At 51.9% G+C, this 21866-nt stretch carries 17 protein-coding genes; all 17 read right to left on the reverse strand.

The window, feature by feature from the left end; genetic code table 11:
- Window positions 1-252: 252 nt before the first annotated feature.
- Window positions 253-2679, reverse strand: coding sequence for a phosphoenolpyruvate synthase (ppsA, locus tag P6M73_RS10560; RefSeq protein WP_277853022.1), 2427 nt, complete (start codon window positions 2677-2679; stop codon window positions 253-255).
- A 259-nt stretch (window positions 2680-2938) separates the two neighbouring features.
- On the reverse strand, window positions 2939-3331 hold the full coding sequence (locus tag P6M73_RS10565) for a phosphoribosyltransferase family protein (RefSeq protein WP_277853023.1): 393 nt from the start codon (window positions 3329-3331) through the stop codon (window positions 2939-2941).
- A complete protein-coding gene (locus tag P6M73_RS10570; RefSeq protein ID WP_277853024.1) occupies window positions 3252-3590 on the reverse strand; it encodes a phosphoribosyltransferase family protein in 339 nt (112 codons plus the stop codon). Before P6M73_RS10570 ends, P6M73_RS10565 begins: the two co-directional genes overlap by 80 nt.
- A gap of 226 nt (window positions 3591-3816) precedes the next feature.
- A complete protein-coding gene (locus P6M73_RS10575; protein WP_277853025.1) occupies window positions 3817-5763 on the reverse strand; it encodes an amylo-alpha-1,6-glucosidase in 1947 nt (648 codons plus the stop codon).
- Window positions 5760-6161 carry a DUF5655 domain-containing protein gene (locus P6M73_RS10580; RefSeq protein WP_277853026.1) on the reverse strand — a complete coding sequence of 134 codons (402 nt, stop codon included), beginning with the start codon at window positions 6159-6161 and terminating at the stop codon, window positions 5760-5762. The genes P6M73_RS10575 and P6M73_RS10580 overlap by 4 nt, the downstream gene beginning before the upstream one ends.
- A 44-nt stretch (window positions 6162-6205) precedes the next feature.
- Complete coding sequence (locus tag P6M73_RS10585; protein WP_277853027.1) at window positions 6206-6982, reverse strand: GNAT family N-acetyltransferase; 777 nt, start codon at window positions 6980-6982, stop codon at window positions 6206-6208.
- A gap of 415 nt (window positions 6983-7397) precedes the next feature.
- Complete coding sequence (locus P6M73_RS10590; protein ID WP_277853028.1) at window positions 7398-8642, reverse strand: polysaccharide deacetylase family protein; 1245 nt, start codon at window positions 8640-8642, stop codon at window positions 7398-7400.
- 98 nt (window positions 8643-8740) lie between these two features.
- Window positions 8741-9232, reverse strand: coding sequence for a GNAT family N-acetyltransferase (locus P6M73_RS10595; protein WP_347276334.1), 492 nt, complete (start codon window positions 9230-9232; stop codon window positions 8741-8743).
- Window positions 9233-9409: 177 nt separating this feature from the next.
- Window positions 9410-10492 carry a serine hydrolase domain-containing protein gene (locus P6M73_RS10600; protein ID WP_277853029.1) on the reverse strand — a complete coding sequence of 361 codons (1083 nt, stop codon included), beginning with the start codon at window positions 10490-10492 and terminating at the stop codon, window positions 9410-9412.
- A 101-nt stretch (window positions 10493-10593) separates the two neighbouring features.
- A complete protein-coding gene (locus P6M73_RS10605; RefSeq protein ID WP_277853030.1) occupies window positions 10594-11229 on the reverse strand; it encodes a flavodoxin family protein in 636 nt (211 codons plus the stop codon).
- A 243-nt stretch (window positions 11230-11472) separates the two neighbouring features.
- Entirely contained in the window at window positions 11473-12309 is an 837-nt protein-coding gene (locus P6M73_RS10610) for an ADP-ribosylglycohydrolase family protein (protein ID WP_277853031.1), read from the reverse strand.
- Between the two features lie 346 nt (window positions 12310-12655).
- Window positions 12656-13924, reverse strand: a complete 1269-nt coding sequence (locus P6M73_RS10615) for a DEAD/DEAH box helicase (RefSeq protein ID WP_277853032.1) — start codon at window positions 13922-13924, stop codon at window positions 12656-12658.
- 589 nt (window positions 13925-14513) lie between these two features.
- Window positions 14514-17948 carry a [FeFe] hydrogenase, group A gene (locus tag P6M73_RS10620; RefSeq protein ID WP_277853033.1) on the reverse strand — a complete coding sequence of 1145 codons (3435 nt, stop codon included), beginning with the start codon at window positions 17946-17948 and terminating at the stop codon, window positions 14514-14516.
- Between the two features lie 730 nt (window positions 17949-18678).
- A complete protein-coding gene (locus P6M73_RS10625; protein WP_277853034.1) occupies window positions 18679-19395 on the reverse strand; it encodes a DUF554 domain-containing protein in 717 nt (238 codons plus the stop codon).
- Window positions 19396-19619: 224 nt separating this feature from the next.
- Complete coding sequence (locus P6M73_RS10630) at window positions 19620-20411, reverse strand: hypothetical protein (protein WP_277853035.1); 792 nt, start codon at window positions 20409-20411, stop codon at window positions 19620-19622.
- Complete coding sequence (locus P6M73_RS10635; RefSeq protein ID WP_277853036.1) at window positions 20408-21259, reverse strand: 4Fe-4S binding protein; 852 nt, start codon at window positions 21257-21259, stop codon at window positions 20408-20410. Before P6M73_RS10635 ends, P6M73_RS10630 begins: the two co-directional genes overlap by 4 nt.
- 119 nt (window positions 21260-21378) lie before the next feature.
- Window positions 21379-21858 carry a sensor histidine kinase gene (locus P6M73_RS10640; protein ID WP_277853037.1) on the reverse strand — a complete coding sequence of 160 codons (480 nt, stop codon included), beginning with the start codon at window positions 21856-21858 and terminating at the stop codon, window positions 21379-21381.
- Window positions 21859-21866: the final 8 nt, after the last annotated feature.

Raw genomic sequence — 21866 nt, forward strand, 5'->3', positions numbered from 1 at the left:
CGCATATCATCCATTCAGTTCATTCAATGATCCGATCAATCGTTCAGTGTAATTTTACACTATATTTGTCATAATAGATATACTTGTTGAATCGATTATAGGTTAATTTGATCACTTCTTATTTGAAGAAGAGGATTGGGTACTGAGAGGCTTTCTTTCTGAATCTCGATTCACCCTCTGATTGACATTGAAAAAGCTCCTTACCGATGATCTGTGGATTGCACAGCATCTTTAAGGAGCACTTGGGCTATGTTAGTCTGGATGACGTTTCAGGTCCAGCTTTTTTTCCATTTCCAGGACGCGCAGTGTTATTTTAATCACCGAGTCCGGGTTCAGGGACATGGAATCAATGTGGTTTTCAACCAGGAATTCCGCGAACTCCGGGTAATCACTGGGAGCCTGACCGCAGATCCCAATGTGGCTGTGGTTTCGCTGCGAGCCTTTGATGGCCATTGATATCATCTGATAGACTCCTGGATCCCGCTCGTCAAAATCGTGAGCTACCAGGACTGAGTCCCGGTCCACGCCAAGTGTCAGCTGCGTCAGGTCATTGGAGCCAATGGAGAAACCATCAAAGACCCGGCTGAAGTCATCGGCCAGAATGACATTATTCGGGATTTCACACATGACATAGACTTCCAGGCCGTTCTCGCCTCGGTGCAAACCATTATCGGCCATTTCCGCCAGTACTTTTTCAGCTTCTTCGACTCTGCGGCAAAACGGAATCATCAGGATGACATTGGTCAGACCCATTTCTTCCCGTACCTTTTTCATGGCGCGGCACTCCAGTGCGAATCCTTCCCGGTACTTATCATCATAGTAACGGGCCGCGCCCCGGAATCCGATCATCGGGTTTTCTTCCTTCGGTTCAAAGGACTGTCCCCCGATCAGGCTGGCATATTCATTTGTCTTGAAGTCACTCATGCGCACGATGACCGGTTTGGGGTAGAACGCGGCGGCAATGGTACCAACCCCGTAAGCCAGCTTGTCGATAAAATAATCCGCTTTGGAGGAATAACCACAGGTCAGCTCTTCAATCGTTGCAAAATCCGCTTGATCCGTCACTCGTTCCGGATGAACCAGCGCCATGGGATGGATTTTGATGAAATCATTGATGATGAATTCCATTCTCGCCAGGCCCACTCCGTCATTGGGGATCATCGAGCAGGAAAATGCCTGATCCGGATTCCCCAGATTCATCATGATTTTGGTTTGAGGTCGTTTCAAGTCCGTCAGCTGGAATGTTTCTACATGGAACGGAATCATTCCCTGATATACCTTTCCTTCATCGCCCTGGGCGCAGCAGACTGTGATTTCATCCCCCGTCCGGACCGTTTCTGTCACCTTTGTCGTACCAACGACAGCGGGGATGCCAAGTTCGCGACTCACGATCGCTGCATGGCAGGTTCTGCCGCCTTTATTGGTTACGATGGCGGCTGCGGTTTTCATAACGGGTTCCCAGTCTGGTGAGGTCGAGTCCGCCACCAGGATTTCACCTGGGACAAACTCCCTCAGTTCCTTCACATCTTTAATGGTTCGTGCCCTGCCGCTGCCAATTTTCTCTCCGATGCTTTTTCCGGCTGCGAGAATAGTCCCTTTGCCATCCAAATGGAAGGTTTCAAGATAATCTTTGGCTTTGGCCGACTGAACCGTTTCCGGCCGCGCCTGCACAATATACAGTTCGCCGGTCAGGCCATCCTTTGCCCACTCGATGTCCATCGGGACATTCATGCCGGCTTTTGCCGAATAATGCTCCTCGATCGTCAGGCCATAGCCCGCCAGCTCCAGAATGTCGTCTTCCGACACACAGAAGGCCTTTCGTTCAGGCTCCGAAACATTCACGGTGCGGGTCAGGTGTTTGGAATCACCCTGACTGTATATCATTTTGTTTTTTTTATCGCCCAGATTTTTTCGAATAATCGCCCGACAACCCTCACGGAATGTTGGCTTGAAGACATAATACTCATCCGGGTTCACGGCTCCCTGAACGATGGTTTCTCCCAATCCATAACAAGCGGTGATCATAACCACATCCCGAAAGCCGGTTTCGGTGTCAATCGTAAACAGAACCCCACTGGTGGCCAGATCGAACCGAACCATTTTCATGATGCCGATTGACAGTGCCACTTTAAAATGATCGAATCCATGATCGATCCGATAGGAGATCGCCCGATCCGTAAACAGGGAGGCAAAGCACTTGGCGCAGGCTTCTCGGAGAGCCTGTTCTCCCCTTATGTTCAAATACGTTTCCTGCTGACCGGCAAAGGAGGCCGTCGGCAGATCCTCGGCCGTTGCGGAACTGCGCACGGCTACATCCGCTGCCTCGCCATACTCCTCGCAAAGTGTCCGGTAAGCTTCTTGAATTTCTGTCCAGACAGGATCCGGCAATCCGGCTCCGATGATGAGATCTCTGGCTTTCTTCGCCCGCAAGGCAAAGTCCGTTAAATCCGTCTTATCGATCCCGCCCATCAGATCCTTCAGTTCCTTCATCAAGCCATCGGTTCCCACCAGGTCCCAGTAGGCCGCTGCGGTTACGGCAAAGCCATTGGGAATCTTGATCCCCTTCGGCGTCAGTTCATGGTACATCTCCCCCAGGGAAGCGTTCTTCCCTCCCACCAGCGGGATATCCTCAATCCTGATTTCTTCAAACCAGCGAATATATTTCGATGAATATTTCATTGGTCTACCCTCCTGTTATGAACAAGAGTCGATTTGTGTTTCCCGTATCCTTGAATGAACGTACTGCGGTGATGATTCGGATGTTTTCCGTCAACTGCTGATCCGAGGCTGAAATACTGTCTTTGCTGCTCGATCCGTGATCATTTCCCGGTGAGTTCCGATGTATCCTGATGCCTTGTTCCAATTCAATCGGTGATGTTCCCTGCGATGATTCACTGCCGTTTCGCCAAGCTTTGTTTTTTGCTGTTCAGGCAGTTCCCTATTCGGAGGATCGATGACTGGTTCGAGATTTTTTCAGGATCGCGATGACTTCCGCATCGTCCACCTGATCAAACATCCGATAATACGCCCCCACCGCGCCCAGATAATAAGGATCAATCTCCAACGAAACGAGCTCATCAGCCATTGTCATCAGGGTTGCGGCGACATCCTCCGGTGCAACCGGAATCGCCACTACTACTTTTGCCGGGCTGCGGCTCTTCAGTTCCTCTACAGCGGCCATCATGGTCAGTCCGGTAGCGATTCCGTCATCCACGATGATTGCCGTCTTGGCGGTTACATCCGGCCGGCTGTCATCTCCGAGATATTTTTGCCGACGCCGCCGGATCTCCTTCCGGATCCGTTCGACTTCTCCCTGAAAACCACGCTTCATTGATTCGCTCCACTTCTCTGGTGTTGCAGACCGGCTCCCCATCTTCGGCAATGGCCCCAATGGCATATTCGGGATTCATCGGGTGACCGATTTTCTTTGTAATAATCAGATCCAGCGGCGCGCCCAGCTCTCTGGCAATCTCAGCTCCCAGCACGACTCCGCCCCGGGGCAGCGCAAATACGATGACGTCTGCCTCACGGTATTTTTTCAGAACCTGGGCCAACCGTTGTCCCGCGTCTTTCCGATCCTGAAACAGCATATTCACCATCTCCGTTTTACTTGAATATTCTGAATTTGTTATCTTAATAGTATTCTTTTGATGAAGAAAAGTAAATAAACAGACGCCCCAATCTGCCCGAACAGGGGAAGTGCTATATCTCCATACTGGTTGATGGAAGCCTTGATTCCACTTGCATTGAACTGCCTGAACGTGCAAAGAAGCCGCCCGGATCCGATCCGATCCGAACGACTTCCAACCAGTGATTCTATTCGCTCTCGACGGCCCGGACTGCCCGGAGCAGTTCTCCCACACTCCAGGCCTGGGCAAAGCAGCCACGGGAAACATTGGGGTTCAGTCCGTCGTAGATTTCCGGGAGCTGACCGACACAGCCTTCCCTCAGCGCGCTGCTGAGCTGATCCAGCTGTTCTATGACGATCTGTCTGGACTGGTCGCTGTACCGATGGACTTTCAAGTATGCCAGATAATAGGCACCCAGCGGGAAAGTCCAGACCGTTCCCTGATGATAAGCATTGTCCCGGTCCCAGAGGGATCCGCCGTAATTGGGCTTAAACTCGGGATCCTTCGGGGACAACGATCTGAGCCCGTAAGGAGTATGCAGATGCCGGTAAACTGCATGAAGCACCTGAAGCTCCTCCGTCTGATCCAGCATGCCGAAGGGCAGGGACAGCGCCCAGATCTGATTGCAGCGGATCTGGTCATCGCAGGGCTGACCGGACACAACATCCTTCAGGCAACCCTCTTTGGAATTCCAGAATTGCTGGCGGAATGACTGTCTGACCCGTTCCGCCAGATTCAGGAACCGCTCCGGATTCCCCTGTCCGGTTAATTCAGCAAATCGGGCCATGATCCTGAGATCGTTGTACCAGTAGGCATTGATTTCAACCGGCTTGCCGTGCCTGGGGGTTGGCAGAATATCCTGGATCCGAACGTCCATCCAGGTCACCTGGTCATAGCCGGAACCGGCTGAAATCAGGCCATCCTCATTCATTCGGATATCGAAATCCGTCCCCGTTTCATACCAGTCAATGATCTCCTGCATGACCGGCATTGCTTCACGGACAAAGTCCTCATCCAGAAACCGGAGGTAATACTCATAGACGGCACAGATAAACAGCAGTGAAGCATCCACCGTGTTGTACCGGGGTTCCTCCGCCCCGTCAGGGAACATGTTCGGCATGATGCCTTTGCGGATATACTTCATGAATGTCCGGAAGATGCTTTTGGCATCCTCTGCCCGACCGGTGGCCACACAGCATCCCATGACCGCGATCATGGTATCACGCCCCCAATCTCCGAAAAAGGGATACCCGGCAATGATGGTACGAGAGCCCGTGGAAGCCCGGTCGACAATAAAAGCATCCGCTGCCTGAGTGAGCGTGCGTCCCAGCTCTGAGGTCAGTCCGGCCGTGTCAGCCAGCTGATCCCGACGTCTCAGAATTGCTGCGGCCAGCTCATCCGGCGTCTCATGAATCGGATCCATGCTGTAAATGAGATAAGCGGTGCGGACTTCGCCCGGCTCCAGTTCACAGGCAAAGTAGTGGCTGGAGTGCATGGAGCCCACAAACTCCCGGCCATCCCGTTCATCCTGCTCAAAATAGAGATTCTCCACGAAGAACGGTTCCTCCTGGGTTAAGGGGAGATCGGATTTGAAATACAGCTTGTAGCCGTTGCTGCTGATCTGACCATCGCCGATCAGAAATTCCTGCGCGGCCTCCGGCATGACTCCTTTCGGCGTGAATCGAAACCAGGGCCGCAGGCGAATCTGCACCTGGGACTGATTCTGATTTTCGAGGACAAACCTTGCCATGACCAGGTTCGATTCATACTTCATCAGGATGGATCGCTTCACCCGAACGCCCTCAACCTGGTAATCCCATTCGGGCCAGGCACCCACTGAGAAGCTGTTGAGCCAGCGGCAGCCATACTGGTTTTTTGCCGGATCCAGATATTCCTGACTGGTCAGCTCCACATCCGTTCCGTCAATTCGGACCACAGCTTCCAGTTTTGTCACAAACTGCACCCATTCATTCGGAGCTTTCACGGCCCCCATCAGCAGCCCGTGTTCATTTCGGGCCAAAGAATCGATCATAGTGACACTGGAATAGCCTCCCAGCCGATTCGTCAGCAGATAACAGTTCTCCTGACCCCGTCTCAGATCCTTCCAGTCATTTTTCCCGTAGCTGAAAATCATTTACTTTCTCCTTGCCCTGCCCAGGACCATTTTTTCTTTTTCCAGCAATAAGCCTCTTCCAGCCAGCCCATCAGCTCCTCATCCACCTCTTCCCGGCTGACCACAATTGTGTGATTCGTCCAGCGGCCAGGATAGGGCTCTGCCGTATCGATCAGCCGCGGATGTCTGATTTCCCGGTCCAGGCCAAAGCTCACGATCAGATAGTGCTCCGGTCGACCCTTGATTCCGGAACGAATCGGAAGCCAGGCCCAGGCAAAGGGCCGGTCATTCCAAAAGGCAATTTGGGAGCGGGATACCCTGGCGGTGATGTCCGGATGACGCTCGATCAATGCCTGTTCCAGGCTCTGATAGAGATCCATGACTTCCCGATGGTTCTCAAAGAATCGCTCTGTCTCCATATCCTCAGTCTCCTTCGATCCGTTCCGCAGCTGAGCTGGAATGGCTAAAACTTAATCAGCAGTTCTGTCGATTCTGTCATTTTTTCAAATCCCAGCTTCCGGTACATTTCCCGGGCGGTTTCTTTTGTGTCTGCCGTCAGAAACACCAGATCACATCCCTGGTGATAAGCTCTCAGTGCCAGAGATTTCAGGAGCGAGGTCCCAATGCCCTGTCTGCGATACTCCGGGTCGACCGTGAAGTCTTCCAAAGTACAGGTCGTCCCATTCGAGTAAAAATCGCAGGATCCCACCGCCTCCCAGTCCAGGAGGGCCAAATACTGATCCGGACCTGAATCGCTCAGATAAACCTGGCTTCGCCGCTGAAACCGCCGCTGCGTGAAATCCAGGGACTCTCCGTCTTCACACAGTTCATCCAGTTCCGCAGCCTCATCCAGCAGCAGTTCGGATACACGAATGATCTCCAGATCCTCCCGTTCAGGCAGGCGCTGCACGACTACAAGCGGCAGCCGGTAATACTCAATATCGGTGGCTCCGTCGCGGTATCGCTCCGGAATGTCCGTGTGATCCACCGCCACAGGAAACTTCAGCATCAGGAAATCCTTGCCCCCCTGCTTTCTCCGTTCGATTTCCCGTTCGATGAAACTCGCCAGTTCATCCTTGGCAAGCGGTTCTCGAATCAGTGTGAAGTTATGGGAATACATATCATGGATCAAGTCATCCTGGTATCGACTGACCCCCTGGTCATCCGTCCGCTCGCAGAATTCCTCATAATATTCCTCTTCCAGCTGGTGCATTCTTGGAATCCATTCCTCAATCATCATTAATTATTAATCCTCCAATATTACTTATTTGTCAGACTGCCAGTCCGGCTGTCTGTCTATGTAAATGTCTGTCTGTCTATGTGGATGTCTGTCTGTCTATGTGGAAGTCTGTCTGCCTGCGTGTCGGTCTGTCCATTTGTCGGTCACAAAATAACTCTCGAGACGGATGAGCGATGAAGCTTGTCTTTCTGACTTGACTTGCCTCATACAACCAGCATTGATGATCCGGACGGAAGCAGGAGCAGCTCATAATAATCCGTTCTTTTGGGTCCACTTTATTCAGCAGGATCATGCTGTGTTTCTGTTCATCAATTAATCTCATGAAATTCTGTTTTTTCAAAAATGGGCAGCCGCCCCCGGCGCTTTTTTTGCATCGAGCTCCCGTGATTTCATTGTATCACGGGAGCTCGGGTGTTTACTCTGTATGGTTTTGAGCTTTCGGCAGCCATTTTGTCATTAAGACCTCTCGGGTCATCCAGACCATCTTGGGCTGACCCATATGTGTGCCTTCATTTTGGGGATGGTAGACTTTCAGAATCAGTCTCTGCATGAATCCAATCCAGCGATTGTGAAGAGTATCTTCCAGTTCGGTCACCTCAAACCCCAGCCCTTTCAGTCCCCGATTGAGCAGTGTTTTGCTGACCAGAACCTGGATATCCTGATACTCCGGCTGCTGTTGGATATAGCGGGCAAGCACCGGCAGGGAATTTTTTGTCTGGCGCAGAACTCCGATCGCAATCCGAACAGGGTCCGTTTCTGCGGTCTGCAGCCGGGGGCTGTTCACATGAAGCTCCAGTACCCGGTCGCCTGCTTGGGCAATCAGATCGCCTGCTTCATTCACCAGATCCGGTCCGTCATACTGAATGGGATTGATTCGATAAATATTGACATCATCAATGTTGATAATACCCAGCTGCCTGGCGTAAAAGCGCTCCCAGGTTTCCCACAGCCGGTACATCAGTCGCCTGGACCAGGTCCAGTCCGGCAATTCCAGTGGAACGATGGGAAGTCTGGCCTCCCTGGTAATCAGATGAATCAGCTGCTCCGTGGCTTTGAGTGTCTGGCGTGCTTTCCCAGTCCGGTCTCCGTCATGGAGCAGCAGGATGCTTCCATCGCGCAGTCCCGGACGAATCCGTTCCACTACGTCCTGCTCTGAGGAAGCATTCCAGTCATGACCTTCCTGGCTCCAATGAATTGCCTTCATGCCATGGGTTTTCACCCAGATCAGGCTGATCAGATTAAACACGCCCCAGGGCGGCCGCATCCAGACCACCGGACCTCCGGTGATTGCCTCCAGCACCTGTTTTCCCTTGGTCCAGTTCTGCCATGTCCGGAATGGTCCCATCCGCCAGCCATGCTGATGAACCATCCCGTGCAGGCCAATCTGATGACCCTGCTCCAGAATTTCCTTGACAATCTCCGGATGGCGCTGAGCCTGTTCCGCCACAAGAAAAAACACTCCTTGAGTTTCATTCTCTTTCAGCAAATCCAGAAATTTCCCAGTATGATCCGGGTCCGGGCCATCATCAAAAGTGAGTACCACGCCCGCTCGATAATGCCGCTTCCATGCTCCGATTCCCATTCGATGCGGGAAAAAATCCGAAATCACAGTATACAGCAGGATGAGTGCAATGATGATTCCAACGATAATCCAATCCACACAGACACCTTCCTTCTGCGGTACTTAATCCAATCAACAACCTGCCAGGATACAGCCGAACCCCGGAACAACACCCGGATGTTCGATCTGAAATCCGTTCACTCTTTGCTTTCGCATTCAGGCTCTGGCCTGTATTCTCTCCTGAGGATGGCCATCTGGTGGACATCCACCGGCCTTCCATTAAAATAAAATGCCTCCCGGCTGGTTCCTTCCAGGACAAAGCCGGTTTTCCGGTATACCGCCAGGGCTCTGGGATTGAAATCAAACACTTCCAGCTGAATTCGGTTCAGGTTCAGGGCTTCAAAACCATAGCGCACAAACAGGCGAATGGCTTCCTGTCCCAGTCCGCGATTTCGCCCAGGTGCTCCGATCAGAATCCGAAAGTTGACGCACCGGGCTTTTTCGTCCCAGTCATTAAAGACAACTTCCCCCACCAGCTGACCGGTGGCGCGGTCTACGATGGCCAAATCCAGACGGTCGGTCTGTTCGTTCCTGGTCTCATACCATTGGCTGACCCGCCGGGTTTCCTCATGGGATAACGTTTGAGTGACTTTTTCATCCGAAGTACAGGATCCGGTCAGTTTTTGCAGTTACGGGTCGGCTAGAATCTTCAGCATGAGCTCCCCGTCGCCTGGTTCAAAGGGGCGCAGGATCACCCGATCCCCTCGCAAAGTCGGCTTAATGCGTAAATCACTCATTGTTCTGTGGTCTCCTCTTCCAAGTTTTTCTCAACAGTATTGCTTCTGCCCAAGCTACGATCAGCTTAGCTAATTGCCAGCTCCTGGTTGATCAAACAGCAGATCTTGAATCTTTCGATGCAGAGTCCAGACATCCGCTCCCTGATTGGCCAGAAGGACAATGCTCCGGTCAGCTTGCGGGTAATAGGCTGCCATGGCCGCAACCCCTTCATTCATCCCATCTTTTCGCAGGCAAAGAATCGTTTCTCCGCTTTCAATGAATTCAAAGCCAAATCCATTGCGAATCGTCGCATCGGGGAATCGGCTCCAACGGTAGGGCCTGGACTGAATAATCCGGGGTGTTTGAAATAAATCGGTATATGTCGGATTCAGCAGTTCCCCGAAGTGTACCTTGCGCAGAAAGCGGTCCAGATCCGTGACGGTGGAATAGGCTCCGCCATCCGGTGAGCCGATGGGCGGACAGGAATAGATATTTTTCTTCCAGCCTATGATCATCCCCTGTTCATCCCGCAGGTCAATGTATCCTTCCGCTACATCCGGGTCGATCCCGTCCATCGCGAAGAAACCGGACCGATCCATTCCGAGACGATCAAAAATCTCGGTCTGAACAAAGTCACGGTAGGTCCGGCCGGTCACCGCTTCGATGGCCAGTCCCAGCAGGACAAAGGCGCAGTTGTTGTACCGAACCGCCGTGCCGGCTGGGAACACAGGTGGTTTATAGGCAAACTGCGGCAGGAAGTCCCTGGTTGTTCGGATGGAATAATTCGGTTTGGTGATGAACAGATCTGAATAGCTTTCTCCCGCCTCTTCATCCGCATCATCGGCGATGCCGGAGGTATGAGTCAGAAGATGGAACAGGGTGACATCATTTGGAATTTTCGTCCCTTCCAACGAAATCAAATCCGATATCCGGTCTTCCAAACGAAGGGTTCCCTCCTGCGCCAGACGCAGGACCGCGGCTGCCGTAAACAGCTTGGTTACCGAAGCAATATCAAACCGGGTATCCAGCCGGTTCGGAATGCCATATCCCCGATGAGCCAGTCCAAAGGATCCCTGATAAATTACCTGGTTTCCCTGCTTGACCAGACAAGCCCCCGAAAAAAGCTCGTCCTGTGCAGCTGCCTCACAATAGCTGCGAATTGTATGTTCCAAGTTGTTTCTCCTTCCCTCCATGCAAAGAACTGGCCCTGGGGCCAGCTCAATATCTGCGTCAAACCGGCTGCGACAGTTCTCACTTCGTGGCTGGTCTGGGATCAGCGAATAAAGTTCATGCGAACTTTCTTGACCGGCTCCGGAGCCGGTATCGTCTTCTTGCCTTCTTCAACCACCTGGAGCAGCCAGGCCATGTTCCGGCCCAGGATCTGCAGAGTCTGACTTCCTTCCGCATCCTGTCCGGCCTCGCCCGGAACGGCTCCATGAATCACGTTCCAGTAATTAGCTCCTGGAACCAGCATCTCTGAGTAGAGCAGGTAGCGGTTGATCATGTCATAGGCGGGAACTCCGCCGGACCGGCGGACCGCAATGACCGGCGCTCCCACTTTATGCCGGAACAGGCCGCCGTTATTCCCGGAAACATAAAACGCACGGTCCATGAACGATTTCATCTTGCTGGAAATCCCCGAAAAATGCGTCGGTGATCCAAACAGAATCCCATCGGCTTCTTTCATCTTCTGAATCCAGAGATTGACATCATCCCCGGTCAGAACACAGCATTCATCCCTGTTTTTAGCACACATGCCGCAGGCGGTGCATTCCGCGATTTGCTGAGCCCCCACATGGATCAGCTCTGTTTCAATTCCCTGACTGGCCAGTTCGGCCAGGGTCAGGTTCAACGCTTCATAAGTATTTCCTTCCCGTTTTGGACTTCCGTTAAACGCTACAACTTTCATAGTTCCTCCCGAAATATTTATTTTTCATCTGATTACTTCTAACAGTTCTTTCGCAATAATCTTATGATTCTATCATATCGCATCCGATCAAAAAGAGACGATCATCCGAACGATTCTTCTCACTATTTCTTTGTCTGAATGGCTCGACAGATGATGAGAACAGGATACTCCGTGTCTGTTTCAAAACACGGATTCAGCTGCTGGGGCTACAGCAGCTGCCAATCCCACAGATCAGTGCACATGTTAGTTCCGTCCCTCTTCCCCCATAAATGCCATCCAGTCGTCATAGATGCCCCTTAGCTCCTCATCCAAATAGCTCAATGCGTTATGTCTGAGGGGTTCCGGTACCCCATAATGAGCTTCAGCAATCCCTCCCGCAATGGCAGCCAAGGTGTCACTGTCCCCTCCCACAGAAATCGCCAGGCGAATGGCATCCTCAAAGGAAGCAGATTCCAGAAATGCCTGGATCGCTTGGGGAACCGAATTCTGGCATGATACATCGAACTTGTAGCTGCTGCGGATCCCATCAATCGTGAAATCCAGGGGATAATACCGCTGGGTGATCCTGCTGCGAATCTCCTCTTTTGAAGCGCCCTGTCGGGCCATATAAATCGCCAGCGCGGTGGCTTCCGCTCCCTTTAACCCTTCGGGGTGATTATGAGTCACTCGGGTGGCCGCATTGGACCAGGCGATGACCTCGGATTCAGTAGGTGCAATATTCCCCACCGGACTGATCCTCATGGCGGAGCCATTGCCAAAACTATAATAGGGTTGCGGACTTAAAGAAAAGATCCAGTAGATGAACCGACCGCCGAAGCCGCAGTTGGGGTATTTGCGTCCCAGGGACTGCATCGATTTCACCGTTAGATTACTAAGCAGTTCCAGATAAGAATCACTCATTGGCTCTGCTCCTGCCTCAATATATTTCTGCGCTTCCATGATTGCCCGGGCTACTGCCAGGGTCATGATGCTGTCGTCCGTTGCCCGGCACTCCGGAGTAAACAGCTCAAATTCCTTGCTCCGATGGTTGTTACGCTCAAACCTTGACCCGACAATATCTCCGATGATTGCTCCAATCATTCTCCTACCTCCCGTATTGTTCGCCTGGTCTCATGACCAGCCTGATTCTTATGAGTCTGACTGAGCAGGCTGATCGAGCCCGACTGGCGGCTATACCCTTAGAAAATCACGAACTCGCCAATGTGTCAACTCTTGCGGCTACCCAAAAGATCCGTTTCGTACAGCCGTTCAATCCGATTAATCCAAATAACCCTTATCATCCTTATCATCCTTATCAAAAAACATTAGGGCTGCCTTGTATTGAAAAAGGGCTCTTCTGACACCAGTCAGAAGAGCCCATTTCAGGTCATTATTCCATTTTGGTTCTGGGTTATGCACTCCACTGGGGTGTATTCTTCCGAATGTTCTATTGGCAGTGCGTTTTCTGCTGTTGTTTCCGAGTTCCTGCAGCTCTGGGCTGATTCTGAACCGGTGCTTTCGAGTTCTTTCTTGGGTTAGCCGGCCTCTGGGGCTCTGCTTTGACCGCAGGGGTCAGAACAACCATCGGATAGGGGTGGTTCTTCACTTCAGGAACCTTTTTGCCCATCAACTTTTCAATATCTTTCAAAAGCGGCTTTTCGTCGAAATCACAGAAAGAAATGGCTGTGCCTTCCAGACCTGCTCTTCCGGTTCGGCCGATGCGATGGATATAGGTCTCCGGAACATTGGGCAAATCATAATTGAAGACATGGGACAGCTCATCGATATCAATTCCGCGAGCCGCAATGTCAGTGGCTACCAGGACCCGGGTGACCCGGTTCTTGAAATTGCTTAACGCCGTCTGGCGGTTTCCCTGGGATTTATTGCCATGAATCGCAGCGGCTTTGATATTAGCCCGCTCCAGATCTTTCACGATTTTATCCGCACCATGCTTGGTCCGGCTGAATACCAGCGCAGAATCAATGGTTGGATCCTGCAGCAGGTGTTTCAGAAGTTCTTTCTTATTTCCCTTGTCAACATGGTATAAAACCTGCTGGACCGTATCAACGGCGGATGACACCGGAGTGACAGACACCTTTTCTGGCTTGACCAGGATGGAGTTGGCAATTTCCATGATATCCGGAGACATCGTTGCCGAAAACAGAAGGGTTTGCTTTTTTGCCGGCAGCTGTCGAATGACTTTCTTCACATCGTTCAGAAAGCCCATGTCCAGCATGCGGTCAGCTTCATCCAATACGAAGATCTCAAGCGCCTTCAGGTTAATCAGTCCCTGACCAATGAGGTCATTGAGCCGGCCTGGTGTAGCTACCAGAATATCAATGCCGGTCCGAAGTACCTGTTCCTGGGGAACCTGCGACACACCGCCAAAAATTACACCATATGTCAGGTTCGTGAACTGCCCGTAGGTTCTGAAGCTGTCATAGATCTGGATGGCCAGTTCTCTGGTAGGCGTCAGCACCAGGGCTTTGATCGAACGGTTTCCTTTGCCGGATCCGCCTTTCTTTGACAGCAGCTGAAGCATGGGTACCGCGAATGCTGCTGTTTTGCCGGTACCGGTCTGAGCACAGCCCAGAAGGTCACGCTGCTTTAAGATATGGGGTATCGCCTGTTCCTGAATCGGAGTGGGCGACTCGTACTTTTCTTTTTCCAGGGCTTTCAAAATCGGCCCTATTACATTTAACTCTTTAAAATTCATCTGATCTCACATTTCCTCCGCCGACACATAGTATTAATTGACAAACAAGCTTCCGGTGACGGCAGAGAGATGTTGTTGTTTGCTGGTAAACCTCCTCCGGTGAAGTTCACCGAGGATATAGACTAAGGTAGTATACCACATTTACAGGATACCTATTCTTTTTTATTTTTTGAACGTCCCTCATTGCGCTTAGTCTGGAATTGCCCAACCTCTATCATCCCTTTCAGACCGCATTTCTTCTGTATCGCTTTCTGGTCCAATTCCGTTTTGACTGCTGATGTCCGTCAGCTTTGGTTTCACAATATCTCATCGCACATCGCAAGCTTCAATAAGCGCTTCAGACGATCCGATTGCAGAGATTTGGTCGCAGAGATTCCGTCGCAGAGATTCCGTCGCAGAGATTCGGTCCTGGAGAATCAGTCCTGGAGATTCAGTCCTGGAGATTCAGTCCTGGAGATTCAGTCCTGGAGATTCAGTCCTGGAGATTCAGTCCGAACCATCCAAAATGAAGCGGGCCATGAAACAGAAGAAATAATCCCGCCGGGGATTGCCCGGCGGGATCTTGGTCTGGCATTATTTTCTGAGATCTTTAAAGATTCTCTTTAATGGTCCGATAGATATTGCTCAGTTTTCCGGACTCGATGACCTTTCCGTCCAAAGTCACATAAATCCCATCACCGGGATGATTCTCTTTCAGTCGGATGGTTCTGACTCGGGCAAAGGCTTCCTTGTTCTCTTCCTTAATTTTCTTTGCCGTATGCTCATACAGTTCTCTGGAGCCTAAGGCAGCGCATTTGTCGCAGACACAGATGTCAAACTCACGGGTGATGAACGCGGAGTTGCTCTTGCGAACCACATTGCGTCCCAGCGTATCCCCTTTGACCTGAGTGTAATGAGTGTGCAGCAGCTCATGAGCCAGATGAGAATTGGGGTCTCCAAAGAAATCATGATACAGCTTCAGGATGTCCGGGTTGTCCTGCGACTTCCGGAATTTCGAACCTTTATCCGCATCCACAATCACCTGACCGCGCTGTTCCAGAGTTCCGACTTTTTTCGGGACCGGATGCCCGGCACCGGAAATGCAGCCGCCGGGGCATGCCATGATTTCAATGAGATCATAGCCGATTTCTTCACCGTCAGCCATTTTCTGAAGGATCGGTTCGGCATTGTTCAAGCCGCTGATGACGGCTACCCGGACCTTCATGCCGTTGGCCTCGATGGTCGTTTCCTTGACACCGTCAAATCCTCTGATCTCCGTAAAGTCGACATGATCGCCCAGGGGAACCCCCGACAGTTTCTCCACGGCCAGTCTCAAGGCAGCTTCCGCAACGCCGCCGGAATTTCCGAAGAGGATGCCGGCTCCTGTTCCGATCTTATACGGATCATCATAGTCCTGTGCGGAGATGTCCTCTTTTTCAATGCCTTTCATTTCAAGCATTTCGAGCAGTTCCAGGGAATTGATGACCGCATCGACATCCGGAACGCCATCCGGGGCGAATTCGGGGCGTTTGGCTTCATACTTCTTGGCGATGCATGGGACCACGGAAACAACGAACAAGTCTTTCTTGTCAATGCCGCTTACTTTGGCAAAGTGGCTCTTGATCGTCGCTCCCATCATCATTTGAGGAGATTTGCAGGTGGACAGATGCGGGATGATTTCCGGATAGCGGCGTTCCACGAAGTTTACCCAGCCCGGACAGCAGGAGGTGAACTGAGGCATGACACCGCCGCTGGTTACACGAGTCAGGAACTCATTAGTTTCTTCCAGAATGGTCAGATCGGCGGCGAAGGCATTATCGAATACTTTCTTGAAGCCCATCCGTTTCAGCATGCCTGCCATAAAGGGGGTTGCCTGCTCTGCCGTTAAACCGTAGTGTTCGGCGACAATGGCTCGAACCGCCGGGGCGACAAAGCCAACCACCGTCTTGGTGGGATCATTCAGCGCGGAGAATACCTGGTCTTTTTCCGTCTTGTAGCTCAGCGCGCCGCAGGGGCAGGCATTGACGCAGTGGCCGCAGCTGATGCAGTCCGTTTCCTGCAGCGGCAGGCCGCTCTTGGTGCCAACGATCTGACGGCCGTCCCGAATGTAGAAGGTCAGAATGTCCGGACCTTCAACTTCTGCACAGGCAGCAATGCAGCGCCCGCAGGATATGCACTTATTATGATCTCTGGTGATGAAGGGATGATCCTCCACAATCGGGAAGTATGGCCGTACGTGGGCGGGCTTTTTGTAGTGAATGCCGTGCTCGGTGGCCGTGTTCCGAAGATTGCAGTCATACCGCTCCTTGCAGCCGCACTGCAGACAGCGGGCAGCTTCTTCCATAGCCTGTTCTTTTGTCAGTCCCAGTTCAACCTCAGTGTAGCCGGACTTTCTCCGTTCCAGATCGATGGTCGCGCCCTGAGTCCGGTTCAGCCGGGGCATTTCCTCAAATTCCCACTTGGGCAGGTCTTCCAGGGTTCCGCGGCTGCAGCTGAAATCCACGTCATGGGGTTTCACGTAGCCTTTCTCCAGGAAGCAGTCGATGGATTCCGCGGCGTGACGGCCGGCCGCAATGGCCTGAATCACCGTTGCCGGACCGGTAACGCAGTCACCGCCGGCAAAGATCTTGCGCTCGGATGTCTCAAACGTTCTGCCGTTAACATCCACATCACCCCAGTTATTCAACCGGACCGGGAGGTCATTGTACAGGAATCTGGTATCCGTGGTCTGGCCGATGGCACCGATGACGGTATCCGCTTCAATGATGGTTTCACTGCCTTCAATGCGGATGGGGCGCCTTCTTCCCGAACGATCCGGTTCACCCAGCTCCATCCGGATACAGTGCAGTAGCATTTTATCGTCTCTGGCAACGATTTTCTCCGGGGAAACCAGGAATTCCATCTTGACGCCCTCTTCGAGAGCTTCTTCAATCTCATAAGGCTCAGCCGGCATTTCTTCCCGGCTTCTGCGATACAGAATCGTGACATTTTCCGCTCCGCTGCGGATCGCGGTTCTGGAACAGTCGATGGCTGTATTGCCTCCGCCGATGACCACCACGTTCTTGCCGGTTTTCGTATCCAGACCCTTGGTGGTTTTCTCCAGATACTGGATGCCCATCCAGACGCCTTCATACTGAATCGGAGTGGCGCCCCAGGAACCAATTGCCAGATATACCGCGTCAAAATCTTTTTGGAGATCGGTCAGGGTAATATGGGTTCCGACTTCCTTTCCCGTGATGATTTTGACCCCGAGGTTCCGGATCATGTTGATTTCCTTGTCCAAGGTTGTCTTAGGCAGGCGATACTCCGGGATGCCATACCGCATCATGCCGCCGGCATGGGGCTGACGCTCGAAGATCGTGACATCATGTCCGTTGATCGCACTGTAATAAGCAGCCGTCATTCCGGAGGGACCGGCGCCGATGATCGCGATCCGCTTGCCCGTCGCGGGTTTGACTTTGGGCATATAGGGGCTTAAACCATCAATGTCCAGATCTGCGACAAACCGTTTGACATTATTAATGGCTACGGGCGTATCGACCAGATTTCGCCGGCATTCTGCCTCACAGGGATGAGGACAGACGCGGCCGCAGACCACCGGAAATGGATTCGTGGTCTTGATCGTTCTCAGGGCATCCGCAAAGTTGCCGGTTTGAGCATGGCGCAGATACTTCTGAATATCAACGTTGTCCGGACACGTATTGACGCAGGGAGCAACGCAGTCCGCGTTATGGTCTGACAGCAGCTGCTCCAGACGAATTTTCCGGTATGCGGTTAGTTTCTCGCTGGTTGTATGAATCACCATGCCTTCTTTCACCGGCGTCTGGCAGGATTTCACTTCAACTTTATCCTCCCCTTCCCCCAGTTCCACGACACACAGCCCACAGTTGCCGTTGGCACGCTCCAGACGGATGTCGTAACAAAGGTGCGGCACATAGATATCCTCCTGGGTCAGCGCCTGCAGGATGGTCAGATCCTCATAGACTTCTACTTCTCTTCCGTTGACATTCACTTTGATTCGATTTCTATTTACAATTGATTTCATGAAATACGATCCCCCCGTAAAGATAATTCAAAAATGGGAAATGCAATAAACAGCAGGTCTTGCAGTGATATAATCCTGTCCCGGCACACTACACGAATCAAACAGAACTTTGAAACGACACTCCTTAATTTCAAGTGTTTTCAATGCTTGTTAGTATTTTCTCCATGTCAACGTTTTCACAGTTTGGCAAAACTGGTGCTTAATCTTTCGTGAACTTGACTTAATTTACTCCATTCAACTTCCGCGGCGGAAGCACATAAAAGGAAATTTGTCTTGTTATCACTTCTTTTTTGTGATGATATTTTCTATATGTTACTCCCTTGTTAAACTCTCTTCAACCATTATTTGACCGTTCCAGTGAACGTTCACTTTTTTCAAAGCTTTCTCCACAATCCAAAAGTCCAACGATCAGCTCCTGCAATTGTTAATTAAGAAACAGACCTTTTATGACACACCTCTTAAAATCCTTGGTTCTGTCTATGCCAGTCAAGCTGCAGCGAATATGATCCTCCGGGAAGAGAACTGGAACGGAGTTAGCCAGAGCATCCGTTCTTATCGAGGGATGCTCTGGCTAACTCCGTTCGCTGTCTGACTCCACACCTGTGGCGCGAGGAAGCTCCGGACATGACGATTGCGGTTCGTGAAATGATCCGTCGACGCCGGACGCTCCCGGTTTGCATGGCTGCCCTGGATTCCTGTGGGTCAGGTCAGGCCTGAAACATGGCACCGGCTATTGGAAATACCCAAAGACCACTGCAATGACCACAGCCGGCAATGTATTGGCTACGCGAATTTGTTTATCGCGAACCAGGTTCAAACCGACACAGAGGATCAGAATGGAACCGACGAAGGACAGGTTGCTGATGGCCTGGGCCGGCAGAAAATCACCTGCAAAAAAAGCCAGCAAAGTGATGATGCCTTGGAACAGGCCAACTGGTACCGCGGAAAAAATACTCCCCTTCCCCTGAGCTGCTGTCATGACGAAAATAATGATCGCGTCAATGACTCCCTTGGCGACAAGCACTGAGTAATCGCCGCTGACCCCGTCCTGGATCGAACCAATCACCGCCATGGCTCCGATACACACGGTACAGGAGGCGGAAACAAAGCCGGACACAAATCGATTGTCTTCACCACTGTGACTGATTCGCTTCAGCCAGTCACCGAACTGGAATACCTTATTCTCAATTTGCAGGAGCTCTCCCATGACGGCTCCGCCGGCTAAGCTGATGATCATCATCATCGAACCGCTGGAGGTCAGCTTCCCGTCAACCACTGAAAGCATCTGACTCAACGCGCCGCCGATCCCCAGGATGACTACTCCGATTCCGGTCATTGTCAGGAGCGTTTCCTGCATCTTGGACTTTAAGCGGTGTCCGACAAAATTCCCGACAATTCCCCCTGCAATGATGCCTATGACATTAAACAGTGTTCCTAACCCTCTCACCTGTGGTCCTCGCCTTATGCTGTTATTTTGCGATATTCAAGGATCGCAATCCGATTTCTTACCGTTTTATTATCCATGATATCATCTGTGGCGTTATCTACATGAAGTTCAGGACAAAAAACTGCAGTTCACCGAAAAGTCCAGACGTGAACGGACTTAGTCACTCAGCCCCAGCATAAAGGAACCCCAGCCGCTCCGGATCTCCCGGTTCGGCTGGGGTCTGCTTATCGGTCTGCCAGGGCGTTCAGCTGATCTTTGATTTCCGAGAAGGAAATCCCCTGTTCCAGGCAGTAGTCCTTGATTGTGGCATTGCCGGGGGGCATCGCAGCCCCAAGGATCGCTTCAATCTGAACTTGGGTGATGCCTGCATCCAGGACTTGCTGGAATGTCGTGGATCCTTTCACCAATGGTTCCACATGATCCGCCTCGGTGGTTATTGGTGTCGTGGAACTGCCCGACCCACTGGGTGATGTGGTGGAACTGCCGGACCCACTCGATGGTGTGGTGTCCGTCCCATCAACAGTCGGTTGGGAAAGGTCCTGGAGATGAGCGTCGATGTATTCCTTTTGATCACCGGTGAGCCTGCTGTTGGTCTTCAGGAGAATCTCCCGGGCCGGTGCGGGCAGATACGTATCGCCATCCAGTTCAGCTGGCAGTCCTTTATACAGTGCAACGAACAGCTGCACTGACCCATTGCCGATCTCATGGGGGAGATCCGGATACATTTCTTCAAGAGCCTTGGTCTGGATGGTCGTTCCGTCCGTCCCTGCCGGTATGCCAAAGGCGTCATAAAGATCCGAAAGTTTGACTTGGAACAGCTCCGCTACTTCCGTAAAGGTGTAGGAGCCTCGGATATCGGCGGGATTATACTGTCCCTTAAACTCCCCGTTCTGAAAGGTCACCGGGGTTTTCGTGGATTTCGTGGTCCAGAGATCGGTCAGGATGGTTGCCCCAATCCCGCCAAAGATCACCAGGAATACAGTCAGCGCGAGAAATCTTGAAGTGATCTTTTTCATGCTTTTTCCTCCCCCTTCGTGTCTGGCTGGATCATGAAGATGCCATTCATCAGATTTACGGTGTCAGGGACTGGACAAGCCTGCTCCGAGGTGCACTCCAGACAGCTGATGCAGTGGAGATCTGTGACCTTTCCCTTGTTCGATACCACGATTCCCATGGGGCAGCTTTTGTCGCACTGGTGGCAGCTGATGCAGGTCGAATCGTTCCGCCGGATGCTGAAGATCCTGACTTTATTGGACAGCCCCAGCAATGCCCCATAGGGGCAGGCATACCGGCACCAGGGCCTGGATACGGCCAGTGAAGCCGCCATGGTAATGAGCAGAATGATAAGTCCGGGGATCGCTGCTTCCGAGGACCAGAACGAGAAGAGCGCATTGTAGGGATCAATCTCCGCAAACATAAGGTATCCCGACCGGGCGGTAACATAAACGACCCAGATGAGCACGAGGTAGCGGGCATATTTTAAAACCTTGTCGACGCTTGCCGGGATCACCTGACTGAAGTGTTTCCCAAGGAGTTTTTTTCCAAGCTTGCCGATCCACTCCTGAAAGGATCCCAGGGGGCAGACCCAACCACAGAAGACAGGCCCGAACAGGATCGCCAGGAGAAAGACTAGCACCATCAGGATCACGGAGGACATATGGATTTTCTGGACGAAGGTTCCGAGGGTACCCAGATTATACAGGGTCACCATGCCGCCGAAGGGACAAAGGGCATGCAGCGAAGCATCGGCTAACAATGGAATTCCCCGGCCGGCTTCTGCCAGGGTGTGATTGACGGCGATGAGGCCGATGAGCGTGAAAAAGAAGATCTGGACATAAAGTCTGAGTTTTGGTTTTCGTTTCAAAATGATTCCCCCACATGATCGAATCCGTTTCTTTTACATTCAAATCATATCGCGAATATGTGATGGATCTGTGAGGTGTTTTCGTCAAAACTGAGCGATTGTGATGTCAGCCGGCGGGATCAGCGGGCTATGCGGGCAGCAAAGAACAGGCTGGCTCCGCCGGTATCCAGATTCTGTGCACCATAGGAGAATCCATGGGACTCCAGGATGCTTTTCACGATGGCCAGGCCAAGACCAGTTCCGATGTCCGTGGATTTGGCTCCTTTGTAATATCTTTCCCAGATCCGGGCAAGTTCTTCCGGCGGGATCCCCGGACCGTCATCTGCTACCCGCAGTTCGACCTGATCCTCCCTCTTAGAAACCGAAATTGTGACCGTCTCGCGGGCATAGCGAAAGGCATTGCTCAGCAAGTTGACTAAAACCTGTTCCATATACCGCCTGTCAGCTCGAATGGTGCAGCAAGTCTCCAGTTCGAGCGTCAGGCGGATTCCGGAACGGTCCGAGAGATCCATGAAACGGTCTGATATCTGACGGGACAATTCTGACAGATCTACCCGGTCAAGGGAGAGCGTCACAACACCGGAATCCAGACGTGACATGCTGAGAA

It is taken from the genome of Anaerococcoides asporogena, assembly GCF_029590275.1.
Classification (GTDB): Bacteria; Bacillota; Clostridia; order Clostridiales; family Clostridiaceae; genus JG1575.

What these genes read in the sequence shown, in the direction of transcription:
- P6M73_RS10570 (WP_277853024.1), bottom strand. Translation starts at nt 3,590, where the DNA reads ATGCTGTTTCAGGATCGGAAAGACGCGGGACAACGGTTGGCCCAGGTT.
- P6M73_RS10565 (WP_277853023.1), bottom strand. Translation starts at nt 3,331, where the DNA reads ATGAAGCGTGGTTTTCAGGGAGAAGTCGAACGGATCCGGAAGGAGATC.
- P6M73_RS10640 (WP_277853037.1), bottom strand. Translation starts at nt 21,858, where the DNA reads ATGTCACGTCTGGATTCCGGTGTTGTGACGCTCTCCCTTGACCGGGTA.
- P6M73_RS10575 (WP_277853025.1), bottom strand. Translation starts at nt 5,763, where the DNA reads ATGATTTTCAGCTACGGGAAAAATGACTGGAAGGATCTGAGACGGGGT.
- P6M73_RS10610 (WP_277853031.1), bottom strand. Translation starts at nt 12,309, where the DNA reads ATGATTGGAGCAATCATCGGAGATATTGTCGGGTCAAGGTTTGAGCGT.
- P6M73_RS10630 (WP_277853035.1), bottom strand. Translation starts at nt 20,411, where the DNA reads ATGAAAAAGATCACTTCAAGATTTCTCGCGCTGACTGTATTCCTGGTG.
- P6M73_RS10585 (WP_277853027.1), bottom strand. Translation starts at nt 6,982, where the DNA reads ATGATGATTGAGGAATGGATTCCAAGAATGCACCAGCTGGAAGAGGAA.
- P6M73_RS10605 (WP_277853030.1), bottom strand. Translation starts at nt 11,229, where the DNA reads ATGAAAGTTGTAGCGTTTAACGGAAGTCCAAAACGGGAAGGAAATACT.
- P6M73_RS10620 (WP_277853033.1), bottom strand. Translation starts at nt 17,948, where the DNA reads ATGAAATCAATTGTAAATAGAAATCGAATCAAAGTGAATGTCAACGGA.
- P6M73_RS10615 (WP_277853032.1), bottom strand. Translation starts at nt 13,924, where the DNA reads ATGAATTTTAAAGAGTTAAATGTAATAGGGCCGATTTTGAAAGCCCTG.
- P6M73_RS10580 (WP_277853026.1), bottom strand. Translation starts at nt 6,161, where the DNA reads ATGGAGACAGAGCGATTCTTTGAGAACCATCGGGAAGTCATGGATCTC.
- ppsA (WP_277853022.1), bottom strand. Translation starts at nt 2,679, where the DNA reads ATGAAATATTCATCGAAATATATTCGCTGGTTTGAAGAAATCAGGATT.